A 14839-nucleotide genomic window follows, 5' to 3' on the forward strand; every position below is an offset into this window, starting at 1 on the left:
GAGCGGCGGGAGGCCGCTGCGGTGGCGTCGGTCCGTGCGGACGGGTGTGCGGGAAGGTCGTGCGCGCGCAGGGTGACCGGGTGGGTGGGACCGGGCAGCGCGGGACCGGGCGGATCGGCGTGCCGCGCGAGGGGCGGGAGCGCCCGGGGCCACCGCGTCGCCCGGCGCGGACCGGGTGACGCGGCGCCCGCGGCGGGAGTTCCCCGGCCGTGGCGTCGTGGGGAACTCCGGGGCCGTCACAGGTAGACGGTGTTGGGCTCCAGGCCGCAGACGACCCGGCCGTACAGCTCCAGGTTGGTGTCCGCGTGGTGGTAGGCGTGCATGGCGATGGTGCGGCTGTCGCGGGCGATGCGCTGGATCGGCACCGTGGACAGCACCGACGACGCGCCGCTGGCGTTGGCCAGGACGTCGATCGCCTCGCGGGCCCGCTGCACGGTGAGCCCCAGGTCGAGCCGGGCGCTCACGCGGTCGTGCAGCGACCACGGCTCGCCGACCTTGGCGTCCACCCTGGCCGCGACGCGGTGGGCGTGGAAGCCCGCCTCGTCGATGCGCGCCGTGGCGTCGGCGACCTGGAGGTGCGTGAGCGGGGCGTGGGCCTGGTGCTCGTAGTCGGTGTAGGTGATCTTGCGGGTGGGCAGCCGCTCCATGAACGCGGCGTACGCCGCGCGGGCCAGGCCGTGGTGCGTGCCCGTCGTCACCGCGCTGGCCCAGGGCAGGAAGGGGACCTGCCAGCGCGCGGACCTCGCGTTGGTCTCGGAGGCGTGCCGGCCCTCCTGCAGCACCGGCACGAACGACAGGACGCGCTCGTCCGGCACGAACACGTCCTTCGCCACGGTGGTGACGCTGCCGCTGCCGCGCATCCCGGCCGCGTGCCAGTCGTCCACCACCTCCAGGTCGGACATGGGCACCAGGACGAGCACCGGCTCCGGCTGCTGCCCGTCGACCACGCGCACCGCGGCGTGGGCGTTCCAGGTGCTCTGCGGCGCGGCGGAGTTGAAGCCCCACTTGCCGTTGAGCACGATGCCGCCGGCCGTCGGCACGCCGACCGCGCTCGGCGCGAAGGTGCCGCTGATGCGGACGTCGCCGGCGCCGAAGACCTCGTCCTGCACGTGGTCCGGGAACAGTCCGGTCAACCAGGTGCTGATGGTCCAGACCGTGCCGACCCAGCTGACCGCGCCGTCGCCCAGCGCCAGCTCGGACAGCACGTCGACGATGGTGGTGGTGTCGGCCTCGTAGCCGCCGTACCGCTTCGGCAGGGTCAACCGCAGCAGTCCCGACCCGGTGAGCGCGTCGACCGTGTCCGGGTGCAGGACGCGGTGCTCCTCCTGCCAGATGGCGTTCTTGGCGAACATCGGGACCAGCTCCGTGGCCCGGCCGACGAGTTCTTCCCGTGGTGGTGTGGTGGTGGTGTGCACTCTGGGCTCCGTGGGTGTCGCCCGACCGGGAGGCCGGGTGGGGGCGGGCGGGGAGGTCAGTCGAAGAACCGGGTGAACGCGTCGATGACGGCCTGCGGGGCCTCCTCGACGAAGTAGTGGCCCGCGCCGGGGACCGGGACGATCTCCACGTCGGTGGCCTGCGTGGGCAGCGTGGCCCGCATCTGCGCGGCGAACAGGCCGTCGCCGAGGTCGGAGACCATGCCCAGCACCGGGGCGGTCACCTTGCCGTAGGTCTTGAGGTCCTCGATGTCCTGGCCGAACGCCGCGTAGTAGGACTTCGCGCCGTGGATCGCCTCGGGCGAGTCGAGGCGGCGGGCGAACACCGCGCGGTCGCGGTCGGACACGGCCGTGCGGTCCACCAGGAAGCTGTCCATCATCCAGTCGACCAGCACGCGGGTGCGCCCGGCCAGCAGCTTCTCCGGCAGGTCCGGGACCTGGTTGAAGGCGAACCACCACGGGTAGAAGGGGAAGCCGGGCGTCGGCAGCATCCGGATCTCGTACATGGACCCGTCCGGGTGGACCACGTCCAGCATCGCGACCTTGCGGACGGCCTCGGGGTGGTTGGCCGCGAAGGCGAACGCCACGATCGACCCGATGTCGTGACCCGCGACGTCCACCTGCTCGTGGCCGAGCGCGCGGACGAAGCCGAGGAGCACCCGGGCGATCGACTTCTTGTCGTACCCGGTGGCCGGCTTGTCCGAGCCGCCCATGCCGGGCAGGTCCACCGCGACGACCCGCCGGCCGCCGGCCGCGAGCGCGGGCATCACCTTGCGGAACTCCCACCACGTCTGCGGGTAGCCGGGCAGGAGCAGCAGCGGCCGGCCGGTCCCGCCCGCCACGTAGTGCAGGCGCAGGCCGTCGACCGTGACGTGCGCGCTGCGGAAGTCCCCGTCCAGTGAACGCGCGAGTTCGGCGTCGTCCGGGACGTTCGACACCTTCTCGGACGCCTGTGCGCCGTCCTCTACCAAGGTCATGTCCGTGCCTTTCCTAGGTTTTGTGCCACGGGTGGCGGGCAGTGGTGCCCCAGATGTGGGCGGGGAGTTGCGGCATTGATCGGGCAACTATTCCCGCCGTGCCGGAAATCCGATCCGGTCCGGCGTGCCGCACAAACCATGCTAGTCCGCGCCCGGCGTCCGCCATCTCTCCGATTTTGCTGTCTTGCGGACCGCCCGGAAACGTGGGCGCAACAATGGAACAAATCCCGCGAATAGGGACGGGAATTCCTTGCGCAGGCGCGGGCACGGCCGATCGGCGCAGCGCGAGTGCAACCCTGCGGTTGCGCGTCGCCGGCGCGATGTGCAACTATAGGGTTGCAGCTTCAGGTGGGCCGGCGCAACGGCGGGTTGCGGCGGACGACGGTAGGAGAACCCGGTGAGTGAAGATCGGATCGAACGCGACACCTTGATCGACGCCTCCCTGGAACGGGTGTGGTCGCTCGTGGCCACGCCCGGGTTCTGGGTCGCGGACGAGGAGAGCGTGGCGGGCCAGGTGGCCACGGAGGGCGCGTCGCTGATCGCCAAGAACCCGAACCTCGGCGAGGTCGCGGTGCGCGTGGAGAAGGTGGACCCACCGACGTACGTGGCCTACCGCTGGGCCAGCGCGTTCCCCGGCGAGGGCCTGCGCGACGACAACAGCACCCTCGTCGAGTTCACGCTGAGCACGGAGGACGGCAAGACGCGCCTGCGCGTCGTGGAGAGCGGCTTCTCGGCCCTGAGCACGTCCGAGGAGGCCCGCGACAACGCGGTGCGGTTCAACTCCGAGGGCTGGCCCCAGGTATTCGACATGGTGAAGCATCGTGTCGAACAATCGTCGGTGTGACCGATGAACGTCGCGGTGAGGTCGAACCGCTCGGCAGCGTCCTCGCCGCTCTCGCCGACCCGACGCGACGTCAACTGCTCGACCTCCTCGCCGCGCAGGGCGAGGTCACCGCGACGGCGCTGGCCGAACGGCTGCCGGTGTCGCGACAGGCCGTGGTCAAGCACCTCGCCGTGCTCGACGCCGCCGGGCTCGTGTCCGGCAACCGGGTCGGGCGCGAGGTCCGCTACGCGGTGAGGCCCGCCGCGCTGGACGAGACCGCGCGGCACATGTCCCGGCTCGCGGCGGACTGGGACCGGCGGCTCGCCATGGTGAAGAGGATCGCCGAGAACGCGGAGCGGGATTCCCGATAACCCGCCGCACCACATCATTGTGATCCCGGCATTTCCGCCGGGTGTCGACCGTCCGATGAGGGGTGTCCCCCGCCCCTCATCGGACGGGGTTCCGTGACGCCATTTTTCGTGGCACGACGTCGTCGACAGGGCGTCAGTCGGTCCGGCGACGAGTCGATGGTTAATCAACGGGTTCGCGCAACAGAAAAGGACTGTCCCTTGACTGCCGACACATCCTCGCCGCCGCGGTTCAGCGGCAAGCAGCGGCTCATCCTGCTGATCCTGCTCGGCGCCGGGTTCATGGTGTCCGTCGACTTCTCGATCCTCAACGTCGCGCTGCCGCAGACCGGCGCGGGCGTCGGCATGGAGCTGGCCGAGTACCCCTGGATCACCGCCGCCTACGCGCTGCCCTCCGCGGGCTTCGCGCTGCTGTTCGGCCGGTTCGCCGACCTGTTCGGCCGACGCAGGCTGTTCCTCGTCAGCATGGTCGTGCTGACCGGCGCCTCGCTGCTCGGCGGCCTCGCGGGCAACCCCGAGACGCTGCTGGCCGGGCGCGCGTTGCAGGGCCTCGCCACCGCGATGGCGCTCCCGGCGGCGCTGTCCCTGCTGACCACCACGTTCGCGGAGGGCGCGATCCGCGACCGCGCCCTGGGCCTCAACGGCGCGCTGCTCTCCGGCGGCTTCACCATCGGCGCGCTGGTCGGCGGCACGCTGATCAGCCTGCTCAGCTGGCGGGCCGCGTTCCTGATCAACATCCCGGTGACGGTGCTGATCCTGGTCGCCACGCCGTTCGTGATCGCGGAGAGCCGCGTGCCCGAGCGGGTCAAGCTGGACGTGCCGGGCGCGATCACCGTGACCGGCGGCCTGCTGGCCGTCGTCTACGCGATCATCGAGAAGAACGTCGTCGCCGCCGTCATCGGCGTCGTGCTGCTGGCCGCGTTCTGGCTGATCGAGCTGCGCGCCTCCGCGCCGCTCACGCCGATCCGCACCCTGCGGCGGCCGAACGTGCTGTGGGGCAACTACGCCGGTCTGGCGGTGTTCTCCATGGAGACGGCGATGATCTTCATGATGACGCTGTACCTGCAGAACGTCCTGGACCTCAACCCGTTCGTGACCGGTCTGATCTTCGGCGTGCCCGGTCTCGCCGCGGTGCTGGCGGGTCCGATCGCCGGTCGGCTCATCGGCCGGCACGGCTACCGCAAGGTGCTGGTGGGCGGGATGGCCGTGCAGGGCGTCTCGACCCTCCCGCTGATCTTCGTGGGCGCCGAGCGCTGGGGCCTGGCCATCCTGATCCCCGCGCTGTTCGTCAGCTTCTTCGGCCACGTCTCGTCCATCGTGGCCTACACGGTGACCGGCACCTCCGGCCTGCCCGACGACGAGCAGGGCCTGGCGACCGGCCTCACGTCGATGACGCAGCAGGTCGGCATCACGGTCGGCATCCCGATCCTGACCGCCATCGCGGCGAGCCAGGCGGAGGAGTTGCGCGGCATCCACCTGGCGCTCGTGGTGAACGTGATCGTCACGGCCGCCAGCATCCTGTTCGTCTGGCTCGGCCTGCGGTCGCGGGCGACCCGGAGCGCGAGCGCGCCCGCGGTGCCGGTGGCGAACGAGGCGTAGCGCGGACGACGGGTGCCACGAACCGGGGAAACCCGGTTCGTCCCCGGAAGGCGCGGCGGACCCACCCCCCAGACCGAGGCGGCCACGGCCGCCGACGTCGCGGTCGGCCGCGCCTTCCCCCGTGCCGTCGAGCAGGTGCCGGCCCGTCGCCGGGCTCCACCAGGGCCGGCAGCGTCGCCGCGACGGCCCCGGCGGCCAAGGAGGCCACCGTGCCGCGCCTGCGCCGCGGGAACGGGCTGCGGTTCGTGCCGCTCGTGCCTTCCCCGTGCCGTCGAGCGGGCGACGACGGGTGTCGGCGCGAGGAGGCCACCGCGCCGGGCACCGTGCCGCGCCCGCGCCGCGGTTGGTGCCTTCCCCCGCGCCCGGCTCCGCGCGAATGGCACAACGGGCGCGGTCGACGCCGAGAACAACGGTTCGCGCGCTTCCCGTCGGCCGGGTCGCCCTGGGCCGACGGGCGGACAATCGCGCCCGGACAACACGGGCCGGCGACGCTTGCGGCCGGGATCTTGTCGACCCCGGTTCCGCGGATCGCGCCCCCTGTCGCGGTTCCCCCGCGACCTGCGCGGTGACGTTCGAAAAGGCCGGTCGAGCAGCGCGGAACCGGTTCGCCGCGTATCCGGGTCGGAGGAATATGGTCCCCTGCGGCCGTTGCGGAAAACGTCACGTCGAAACCGCGCCGAGCCCCGGACGACCGTGGCAGGGCCACACCGGGCCCGGCGGGCGCGATCCGGCGCGCGCACGCGGCGACGTGGCCGTGAACAGCGACATCGCCGGCGCGCCGCGTTCCGCCCCGCCGGGGCGACACACCCGGACGGCAGAAGCGGCTAGTCCGCCCGTCGGATGGTCGTCTCGCAGATTGCTGTCCTCGTTCCGGGCAATTACGGGCAGTCGTGCGCCCTGATAGCGTCTTTCCCGGTGCGGGGTTGTGGGGGCCGCGCACAAAAGCCAACTGGGGTGGTGGGTATGCGCCGGTCAACCGGACCGGCCGGATCCACCAAAAGCGGCCGGATGGTTCCGTGTCGCACCGGAGCGGAATTTTTCCCATGGCGGGCGAACGTCGATCCGACGTGTTCGCTCGCGCCCGGTGCCGCGTCGGACAATTCGTCCGCCAAGGGCGAGAGGAAAGACCGTGCACGATGCCGTCCAGCGTGCCATCACGATGATGCGCACCAACTACTACGAACCTCTCACGCTGCGCGATGTCGCAGGTGCCGCGCTGGTCAGCCCGTTCCACTTCTCCCGCCTGTTCCACGCGGCCGTGGGCGTGCCGCCGGGCCGGTACCTGACCGCCGTCCGATTATTCGAGGCCAAACGCCTGCTGCTGACCACGTGGATGAACGTCGCCGACGTCGTCGCCACGATCGGGTACAGCAGCGTCGGCACGTTCACCACCAGGTTCACCCGGGCGGTGGGCCTCTCGCCCACCCAGTACCGCAACCCGGAGGTCAGCGGGCTGCTCGCGGCCGCCGCCCCGCCCGACCACGACAACCCGCTGGAGACCGGCTCGCCGCTGTTCGACGCGGTGCCGCTGCCCCGGTTCGGCGGCAGCGGGTCGCTGGTCGGCACGCTGGAGGTGCCGGCGGTGGCCGAGGCGTCCGAGATCGCCGTCGGGATCATCGACGACCTGATCCCGTGCAGCCCGGCCGTGCCCAGCACGCTGGTCGAGGGTCCGCTGGAGCACGAGCTGGTGGTCGGGGCCACGTCCGCCCGGTGCGTCGCGGTCGCGGTGCGCCGCGGCGGCCCCGCCCCGCTGTTCGCGGGCGGGGTGAGCCACGTGGTCGCGGTGGGCCCGGGGGAGCACCTGCGGGTGACCGTGCGGATGCGCGACCGGGCGAGGGTTCCGGTGGCGGTCGGCTCCGCGCGCCGGTAGACCTCGATCGCGCGGGCCCGGCGCAAGGGTGGAGTAGACCGGGTCGGACCCGCGGTGGATTCTCGGACGAACCGCCGCCCGCGGCGACCGGATACCGATGGGAGAGCACCATGGCCAACCTGTACCGGTCGCTGCGGCGCCGCGTGCTGACGCCGTCGATGTCGGAGACGAAACCCTCGGTGCGCGGTTTCCACGAGAAGACGCCCGAGGCGACCGAACTGCTCGAAACGGTGGGCCGGGTGTTCCTGACCGGATACGGGCACGCGGCGGCGTCGCGGCGGCCGCTGGACGTCGAGCCCCTGCTGGAGGAGGTGCCGGTCCGGTTCCGCGGCTTCGCCTACGAGGGCGCGGCGATGGGTTTCGCGGTCCGCGACGGCCTGCCGCTGGGCAGCCGCCGCAGCGTCGCCGAATTCCTCACCGGGCGCGCCCGGTCGCACGACTACATGGTCTACGTCGGCGTGGGGTGGGCGTTGGCGCGGGTGCCGCGGTTCCGCTGGCCCGCCGTGACCGCGAACGTGACCGACGACCTGATCCGCTGGCTCGTGCACGACGGCTTCGGGTTCCACCAGGCGTACTTCCACCCGGACGAGTACGTGCACGAGCACTACCGGGAACCGTCGTTCCCGTGGCCCGCCGAAGGACCCGCCTGGTACGCCGACCGGGCGATCGACCAGGGGATCGGCCGCGCGCTGTGGTTCGTCGGCGGCACGGACCCCGAGGTGGTGGCCAACCTGATCGACAAGTTCCCGCGGGAGCGGCACTGCGACCTCTACAGCGGCGCGGGCCTGGCCGCCACCTACGCCGGCGGCGTCGAGCGGCGCGAGCTGGAGCTGCTGTGGGACCGGGCGGGGGAGCACCGGCCGTTCGTGGCCCAGGCGAGCGCGTTCGCCGCGACCGCGCGGGTCAAGGCCGGGCTCGTCGTGCCGCACAACGAGCTGGCGACCGACGTGTTCTGCGGCCTGCCGGTGGCGGAGGCGTCGGAGGTGAGCGCCCGCAACCGGCCGACCGGCCCGGTCGACGGCGACGTCCCCGCCTACGAGGTGTGGCGCCGCCGCATCGCGGACGAGTTCCGGGCGCGGGGACGGGTGTGACGGCCGGCCGACGCGACCGCGCCGACGAGGGGAATGGAGGGACTGTCGTGCAGTCTGCGGTAGAGCGTGCGATCGACACGATGTGGAGCCGGTACCACGAGCCGCTCTCACTGGCCGACATGGCGGACACCGCGATCCTGAGCAAGTTCTACTTCTCGCGGGTCTTCCGGACGCTGACCGGGACCTCTCCCGGCCGGTTCCTCACCGCGATCCGGCTCACCAAGGCCAAGCAGCTCCTGCTGGAGACGTCGTTGAGCGTCACCGAGATCTCGTACATGGTGGGCTACAACAGCCTCGGCACGTTCACCAGCCGCTTCACCCGCAGCGTCGGCGTGCCGCCCGCCCGGTACCGGGCGCTGTCGCGGGGTGGCGTGCTGCCGCCCGCGCCGTTCGCCGGTCCCGTCCGCGGCGGCCAGGCGGGTGCGGTGGCCGGGTGGGTCGCCGTGCCGGAGACGCGCACGCCGGTGCGGGTGTACGTCGGCGCGTTCCGGGACCCGATCGCCCAGGGCGTCCCGGTGGCGTGCGACATCCGCGACGGCGCGGGGCCGTACCGGCTGGAGTCGTTGCCGGAAGGGCAGTTCCACCTCCGGGCCGCCGTGGTCGCGGTGGACGACCTCGACCCGAACCCGTCCAAGCGGCGTCCGCTGTTCGTCGGCGGGGCCGGGGCGGCCACCGTGCGGGCGGGGCTGACCGCCGAGGCGGACATCGAGACCCGGTCGACCCGGACGCTGGACCTGCCGATCCTGCTCGCGCTGCCGGAGCTGGACACGCACAGCTCGGCGGGCGTCGAGCTGGCCCACCGCTGAGCGGGAGCCCCCGTCGGTGCGCACCGGGCACCGCGGGGGCTTTCCCTTGCCCGCACGGGGAAATCCGACGGCCACGCGTCGCCGGGGGAGAAATGGCGGACGCGCCGGGACGGTGGAGCCGGCTCGCCGGTGCCGCGAGGTGGTTGCCCGAGCGGGTGACGGTATCGGGTCCGGTGCCCTGAGGCGGGATGGCGGCCGGGCGACGATCGGGTCGATGGAGCCGGCTCCCCGAGGCGGGATGCCTCGCCGGTCGTGTCCGGATCGCCCGGAACCGCGCCGATCCCGGCACCGGCGCGCGCGACAGCTCCGGCCCTGGCGGACCGGAGCTGTCGGAGGCCCGGGGACCGGTCGTCACTCGTGCGCGGGCTGCGCCACGGGAGGGGCGGGGTCCCGGAACCTCATCCAGCCGCCCACCCGGCGCGCGGCGGTCAGGCTGGACCACGACGTCAGGTCGATGAGCGACCGGTCGTCCGGCCGCTCCGCGCGGAAGCGGTCCACGACGGACTGGTCGACCTGGTAGGACGCCAGCGCCGTCAGCAGCGCCAGCCGCCCGGCCCCGCGCTGGTCCTCGGGCAGGTCGGCGACGGCCTCCTCCACCCACGCCCGGCTGATGCCCATCGGCTTGCCGTCCCACCGGTTCACGTGCGCCAGCACCAGCTCCCGCGCCCGCTCCGGGACGGATCGGCGACCGGCCTCCTCGATGGTGGCCGCGACGCGGGCGAACGCGCCGGCGATCGCGTCGTGGCCCCGCGCCCACGCCATGTCGTCCGGCAACGGGCTGTCCGGCAGCAGGTCCAGCGACGTCCCCGGCCGCGGGCCGCGGCGCTCGGCCGACTTCATCAACCACACCAGCACCCGCCGCACCACCACGAGGGACGAGGCCGGCGAGCCGGGCGGCAGCGGCAGCTCGCCCAGGAACAGGTTCACCATCCGGTTGAGGTACTGCAGCGTCACGGCCGTGCCGACCATCTCCGGCGCCTGCGCGGCCGGGAACGGCACGGGGTGCGCGGCCGCGCCCTCCGGCGTCGCGTTCGCCGTCGTCCACTCCGCCACGGCCCGCGCCGCGGGGTCCGGGATGTGACCGCCCCGGTAGCCGACGAGGTCGATCAGCATCGAGGAGTGCATGGTGACGCAGAACGGGCAGTTGTTCGTCTCGGACACGGCGGTGGACACCGCCTCCTTCTGCTCCCGCGGCACGGAGCCGGGGACGAGCAGCGTCTCGCGCAGCATCAGCCAGGTCGCCGCCAGCACGTCCGGTGAGGACGCGTGCAGCGCGACCGGCGGCGCGAGCACGCCGAAATCACGCTCCAGCTCGCGGTAGACCCGGCCCACCGTCCCGCCGGCCGCCCCGTACCGCACCGGGCGCACCAGGCGCACCTGCGCGGTGGACAGCCCGCGCAAACCGGCCATGACGATTGATCGCATCGGAATCGGTTCCTCCGCAGGCACGTCGGGATGGGGAAGGAAGGAGGAGCACCAGCGTAGTGGCCTGATCGCGGGGTTCGGGGGCGTCGCGGGCGGGTTCGCCCGACCGGAGCCGGGGCGACCACCGGGGCGCGCACCCGCGGTGACGCCGTGCCCCGGCGCGTCCGCCGATCGGCCCGACGCGGCGACCGCTCACGCGGCCGACCGCACGGTCATCGGCAGCCCGCCGCGCACGCGCAGCGTCAGCATCGGCTCGCCGCGGACCTCGTACCCCGGGGCCGTGGACAGCCGCAGCTCGCGCACCACGCTGGCGGCCACGATGGTCGCCTCCATCATGCCGAGGCCGCTGCCCACGCACACGCGCGGACCGGCGCCGAACGGGAGGTAGGCGTAGCGGGACCGCCCGGACGAGCGGCCGGGCGAGAAGCGGTCCGGGTCGAACCGGTCCGGCTCCTCCCAGAACGCGGGGTGCCGGTGCAGGGTGTACGGGCAGATCAGCACGTCCGCGCCGGCCGGCACGCGGTAGCCGCCGATCACGTCCTCCTCGCGGGTCACCCGCGGCAGGATCCACACCGGCGGGTACAGCCGCATGACCTCCTGGATCACCTGGGTCGTGTACTTCAGCCGCGCGATGTCGCGGAACGTCGGCAGCCGGTCGCCCAGCACCTCCACGGCCTCGGCGTGCATCCGCTCCCACACTTCGGGGTGCCGGTCGGCCAGGTAGAACGTCCAGCTCAGCGTGCTCGCCGTGGTCTCGTGCCCGGCCAGCAGCAGGGTCACCATCTCGTCGCGCATCCGCTGGTGGGCGACGGCCGGGTCGGGTTCCCGCCGCGTCGCCTCGACCAGCCGGGACAGGATGTCGTCGCCGTCGGGCGTCGGGTTCGCGCGGCGCTCGTCGGCCAGCCGCGCCACGATGCGGTCCAGGTCGGCCCGCGCGCGGTGGAAGCGCCGCTGCACGGGTAACGGCACCCAGTGCGGCACCGTGCTCAGCGACATCATCTCGAACATCGCCTGGTTCTGGACCGCCTCGAACGAGTGCCCGATGGACTCGAACGCGCCGAGGTCGGCGTCGAGCAGGGCGCGGCCGAGCACGCCCAGCGTCAGCCCGGTCATCTCCTCGCTGATGTCGACCGGCGCGCCGCCGCGGCGCCGGCGCAGCTTGTCGACCAGGCCCGCGGCCTCCTGCGCGATGACGTCGGCCTTGCCGGCGATCCGCTTGGCCTGGAACACCGGCTGGATCGTCTTGCGCTGCGCCTTCCACAGCTCGCCCTCGCTGGTGAGCAGGCCGTCGCCGAGCGCGCGTCGGGCGTGCACGAGCCCGATGCCCTTGACGAAGTTCCCGGGGTTGTCGGCGAGCACGTGCTTCGCGTGGTCGGGGTGGTTGAAGAAGTACATCGACTTGGGCCCCAGGCGCAGCCGCACCGCGTCGCCGTACTGCCGGGACACCGACGTCATCACGGCGAGCCGGTCGCGCGCCATCCTGGCCAGCAGGCTCAGGGTCTCGCCGCGCGGCGGCCCCGGCACGGTCCGGGGACCGGCCGTGTCGGTCGTGGTCATGCCGTCACATCCGCTTCGGTCGTGAACGCCGCGGTGATGCGCCTGCGCCACACCTCGAAGGCGGGGATCCCGGGGTGTTCGGGGAGTTCGGCCACCGCCGGCGGGCGCGTGTCGTGGCACAGCCGCGCCGCCTCGTCCGGCGTCAGGTCGCAGAAGACCCGGGTCGCGGCACCGGTGTGGCGCACGACCAGGCCCTGGTCCACGCGCGCGGTGGCGGCGAAGGCGCTGCCCTGCGCGACGTTCGGCAGGTAGCGGCCGACCCGGTCGGCGTACCACCGCAGCTCGTCCTCGGGCAGCCCGCCCGCGTAGGTGGCGGCGAGCCCGGTGCCCGCGTACAGGTCGGCGTGGCGCTCTTCGTCGAACGACTCGACCAGGTCCACCACGACCTTCGGGTCGGCGCCGCCGACGAACCACAGCGCCCGGCCGATGCCCTGGTCGATGCCGCGGGCGGAGTACCAGGCGTGGCCGTCGGCGGGCCACGGGAAGTCCGCCTCGCGGTACTGCTGCCGGACGTACTTCCCGGTGTGGAAGTACGCCTGGTGGAACCCGTAGCCGTCGAGCGCGAGCCAGCGCAGCAGCGGGTCGTCCAGGCCGAGCTTGGACCACCGCGACCGCGGCACCCGGGCCATCGCCCAGCCGACGCCCACGATGACCATGTAGTCGTGGGCCTTGGCCCGGCCTTCGAGGAACCGCCCCACCCGGCCACCGCGGCCGAACGGCAGCGCGTCGCGCACCGCGAAGCCCATGCCGGCGCCCTCGTAGGCGAAACCGCGGAAGTCGTGCGGCAGGAGTTCGAGGTTGCGCTCCGCCTCGTCCGGCGTGCGGGACTCGGCGGCGTGCCCGTAGCCCTGCAGGAACGACCGGCCCACGGTTTCGAGGAGTTCCCGCGCGGTGTCGTCCTTGTAGTGGAAGCCGCGCACCGACAGCTTCGTCGCGGAGATGTCGGGAGTCAGGACGCGGCGCCGGAGCGCACCCCAGAGGCTCGACATTGTTCGCTCCCTTCGTCCCGCCGCGGATCGCCGCGACGGGTCGGACTGGGTGAAATCGTTGCGGCGCGGGGGATCGGCCGCCTACTCCCAGCGTGCTCACCGGGTGCGCCGGTGGTGCGAACGGCGGCGAAGTGGGCATGATCGGAGAAGTCGTTGTGCCGCAAGCACATCCGCGCCGGGGCCGAACGCCGTGCCGGGAACGCCGGGCAACGGGTGAGTAGCAAGGTCATCGCGGCCGGTGCGACGCTCGGCGACGGGACGCAGGACCCTGCGCCCGAAGCGCCCAATTCTTCGAGGACTGCTTATGACGGCTCAATATGACGACATCATCGTCGGCGCCGGATCGGCCGGTGCGGCGCTCGCGGCCCGGCTGACCGAGGATCCCGCGCGGCGCGTGCTGCTCCTGGAGGGCGGCCCGGACTACGTCGAGCCCGAGGACCTCCCGGAGGAGATCTTCTACGGCAGGTCGATGTCGTTCGAGGGCAACGACTGGACCTTCCGGGCCGACGTCCACGACGGCCGTCGCATCCGCTACCCCCGCGGCAAGCTCGCGGGCGGCTCCTCGGCGGTGGGCGCGACGGTCGGCCTGCGCGGCGTCCCGGAGGACTACGACGACTGGGCCGCGGCGGGCAACCCGGGGTGGTCCTACGCGGACGTGCTGCCGTACTTCCGCAAGCTGGAGAACGACCAGGACTTCGGCGAGAGCGAGTTCCACGGCGGGAGCGGGCCGTACCCGATCCGCCGCTGGGCGCCGGAGGAGCTGTCGCCCGCGCAGACGGCGTTCACCCAGGCCGCCCTCGACCACGGCTTCCCAGAGGTCAAGGACCACAACCACCCCGAGGCGACGGGCATCGGCTCGATCCCGTCCACCCGGCACGACGCGGTGCGCCGGGCCACCACCGGCACGACGTACCTGCGGCTGGTCCGGGGCCGGCCCAACCTGGAGATCCGGGCGCTCACCACGGTGGACCGGGTGGTGTTCGACGGCGTCAAGGCGATCGGCGTGATGGCGTCCACCCGGGGCGGCTCGTACGAGCTGGTCGAGGGACGCCGGATCATCCTGGCGGCCGGCGCGGTCGCGTCCCCGACGATCCTGCTGCGCTCCGGCATCGGGCCCGCCGAGGACCTGCGCCGGCTCGGCATCGACGTCCGGGCGGACCTGCCGGGCGTCGGCGGCAACCTGGTCGACCACCAGCGCACCGGCGCGTTCCTGGTGCCGGAGCCCGGCGCGGTCGACCCGACCGAGGCGTTCCTCCAGCAGATCGTGCGCACCACCTCGCCGGTCTCGGGCGAGTTCAACGACCTGCAGTACTACATGGTCAACCACTTCTCGCTGGCGCACTTCCCGGAGTTGCAGATGCTCGCCGGGGCCACCGAGATCCTCGGCGTCATGGTGGTGTCGCAGCGCCCCGGCTCCCGCGGCCGGATCAGGCTGACGGCCGCGGACCCGGCCGCGGCGCCCGTCATCGAGCTGAACTTCCTCGACGACGAGCGGGAGATGGACATCCTCGTCGACGGCGTGCGCACCGCGTGGCAGCTGGCGCACCACCCCGACATCCTGAAGCTCGGCCAGGGTTTCGTGGTGCTGCGCGACGCCATGATCGACAAGGACGACATGGTGCGGCAGTTCGTGAAGACCAGCCTGGAGAGCGCCTACCACCCGGTCGGCACGGTGAAGATGGGCCCGGCGTCCGACCCGGACGCCGTGGTGGGCGCGCGGGGCGCGGTGCACGGCGCCGAGAACCTGTTCGTGGCCGACTCGTCCATCATGCCGAGCACGGTGCGCGCCAACACCAACCTCTCCTCGATCATGATCGGCGAGCGGGTGGCGGACTGGCTGCGCGAGGGCTGACCCCCGCCCCACGGCGAAGCGGCGGCGGGGCCGGGGGGGGGGGGGGCGG

The 14839-nt window shown here is 72.9% G+C and carries 12 protein-coding genes; 7 read left to right on the top strand and 5 right to left on the bottom strand.

The genetic code is table 11. The features are described from left to right. Nucleotides 1-236 precede the first annotated feature (236 nt). Nucleotides 237-1415 (bottom strand): acyl-CoA dehydrogenase family protein, encoded by a 1179-nt coding sequence (locus ACWEFJ_RS37085; RefSeq protein ID WP_378094488.1) that lies wholly within the window; start codon nucleotides 1413-1415, stop codon nucleotides 237-239. Between the two features lie 56 nt (nucleotides 1416-1471). Next, nucleotides 1472-2410 carry an alpha/beta fold hydrolase gene (locus tag ACWEFJ_RS37090; RefSeq protein WP_449716631.1) on the bottom strand — a complete coding sequence of 313 codons (939 nt, stop codon included), beginning with the start codon at nucleotides 2408-2410 and terminating at the stop codon, nucleotides 1472-1474. 397 nt (nucleotides 2411-2807) lie between these two features. On the opposite strand from ACWEFJ_RS37090, the gene ACWEFJ_RS37095 reads away from it, so the two are divergent. The 6 genes from ACWEFJ_RS37095 to ACWEFJ_RS37120 all read left to right on the top strand — a co-directional run bounded on the left by ACWEFJ_RS37095 (nucleotide 2808) and on the right by ACWEFJ_RS37120 (nucleotide 8967). Then, entirely contained in the window at nucleotides 2808-3254 is a 447-nt protein-coding gene (locus ACWEFJ_RS37095; protein WP_449716632.1) for an SRPBCC domain-containing protein, read from the top strand. Further along, nucleotides 3251-3604, top strand: coding sequence for an ArsR/SmtB family transcription factor (locus ACWEFJ_RS37100; protein WP_378094482.1), 354 nt, complete (start codon nucleotides 3251-3253; stop codon nucleotides 3602-3604). The genes ACWEFJ_RS37095 and ACWEFJ_RS37100 overlap by 4 nt, the downstream gene beginning before the upstream one ends. Nucleotides 3605-3802: 198 nt before the next feature. Beyond that, a complete protein-coding gene (locus tag ACWEFJ_RS37105) occupies nucleotides 3803-5200 on the top strand; it encodes an MFS transporter (protein WP_378094480.1) in 1398 nt (465 codons plus the stop codon). A 1129-nt stretch (nucleotides 5201-6329) separates the two neighbouring features. Then, entirely contained in the window at nucleotides 6330-7070 is a 741-nt protein-coding gene (locus ACWEFJ_RS37110) for a helix-turn-helix transcriptional regulator (RefSeq protein ID WP_378094478.1), read from the top strand. A gap of 110 nt (nucleotides 7071-7180) precedes the next feature. Continuing rightward, complete coding sequence (locus ACWEFJ_RS37115; RefSeq protein WP_378094477.1) at nucleotides 7181-8161, top strand: DUF1702 family protein; 981 nt, start codon at nucleotides 7181-7183, stop codon at nucleotides 8159-8161. Nucleotides 8162-8208: 47 nt separating this feature from the next. Beyond that, nucleotides 8209-8967, top strand: coding sequence for a helix-turn-helix transcriptional regulator (locus ACWEFJ_RS37120; RefSeq protein ID WP_378094475.1), 759 nt, complete (start codon nucleotides 8209-8211; stop codon nucleotides 8965-8967). 351 nt (nucleotides 8968-9318) lie between these two features. Here ACWEFJ_RS37120 and ACWEFJ_RS37125 read toward each other — a convergent pair whose 3' ends face one another. The 3 genes from ACWEFJ_RS37125 to ACWEFJ_RS37135 all read right to left on the bottom strand — a co-directional run bounded on the left by ACWEFJ_RS37125 (nucleotide 9319) and on the right by ACWEFJ_RS37135 (nucleotide 12938). Further along, nucleotides 9319-10392: a carboxymuconolactone decarboxylase family protein gene (locus ACWEFJ_RS37125; protein ID WP_449716633.1), complete on the bottom strand. Its 1074-nt coding sequence runs from the start codon at nucleotides 10390-10392 to the stop codon at nucleotides 9319-9321. Nucleotides 10393-10584: 192 nt separating this feature from the next. Next, nucleotides 10585-11949 carry a cytochrome P450 gene (locus ACWEFJ_RS37130; RefSeq protein WP_449716634.1) on the bottom strand — a complete coding sequence of 455 codons (1365 nt, stop codon included), beginning with the start codon at nucleotides 11947-11949 and terminating at the stop codon, nucleotides 10585-10587. After that, on the bottom strand, nucleotides 11946-12938 hold the full coding sequence (locus tag ACWEFJ_RS37135) for a DUF1702 family protein (RefSeq protein WP_378094469.1): 993 nt from the start codon (nucleotides 12936-12938) through the stop codon (nucleotides 11946-11948). The genes ACWEFJ_RS37130 and ACWEFJ_RS37135 overlap by 4 nt, the downstream gene beginning before the upstream one ends. Nucleotides 12939-13242: 304 nt before the next feature. On the opposite strand from ACWEFJ_RS37135, the gene ACWEFJ_RS37140 reads away from it, so the two are divergent. After that, nucleotides 13243-14790, top strand: coding sequence for a GMC family oxidoreductase (locus ACWEFJ_RS37140; protein WP_449716635.1), 1548 nt, complete (start codon nucleotides 13243-13245; stop codon nucleotides 14788-14790). Nucleotides 14791-14839 lie beyond the last annotated feature (49 nt).

This window comes from Actinosynnema sp. NPDC004786, from assembly GCF_053601135.1.

Coding starts and splice junctions, on each gene's coding strand:
- ACWEFJ_RS37090 (WP_449716631.1), bottom strand. CDS start 2,410: ATGACCTTGGTAGAGGACGGCGCACAGGCGTCCGAGAAGGTGTCGAAC.
- ACWEFJ_RS37115 (WP_378094477.1), top strand. CDS start 7,181: ATGGCCAACCTGTACCGGTCGCTGCGGCGCCGCGTGCTGACGCCGTCG.
- ACWEFJ_RS37125 (WP_449716633.1), bottom strand. CDS start 10,392: ATGCGATCAATCGTCATGGCCGGTTTGCGCGGGCTGTCCACCGCGCAG.
- ACWEFJ_RS37130 (WP_449716634.1), bottom strand. CDS start 11,949: ATGACCACGACCGACACGGCCGGTCCCCGGACCGTGCCGGGGCCGCCG.
- ACWEFJ_RS37135 (WP_378094469.1), bottom strand. CDS start 12,938: ATGTCGAGCCTCTGGGGTGCGCTCCGGCGCCGCGTCCTGACTCCCGAC.
- ACWEFJ_RS37140 (WP_449716635.1), top strand. CDS start 13,243: ATGACGGCTCAATATGACGACATCATCGTCGGCGCCGGATCGGCCGGT.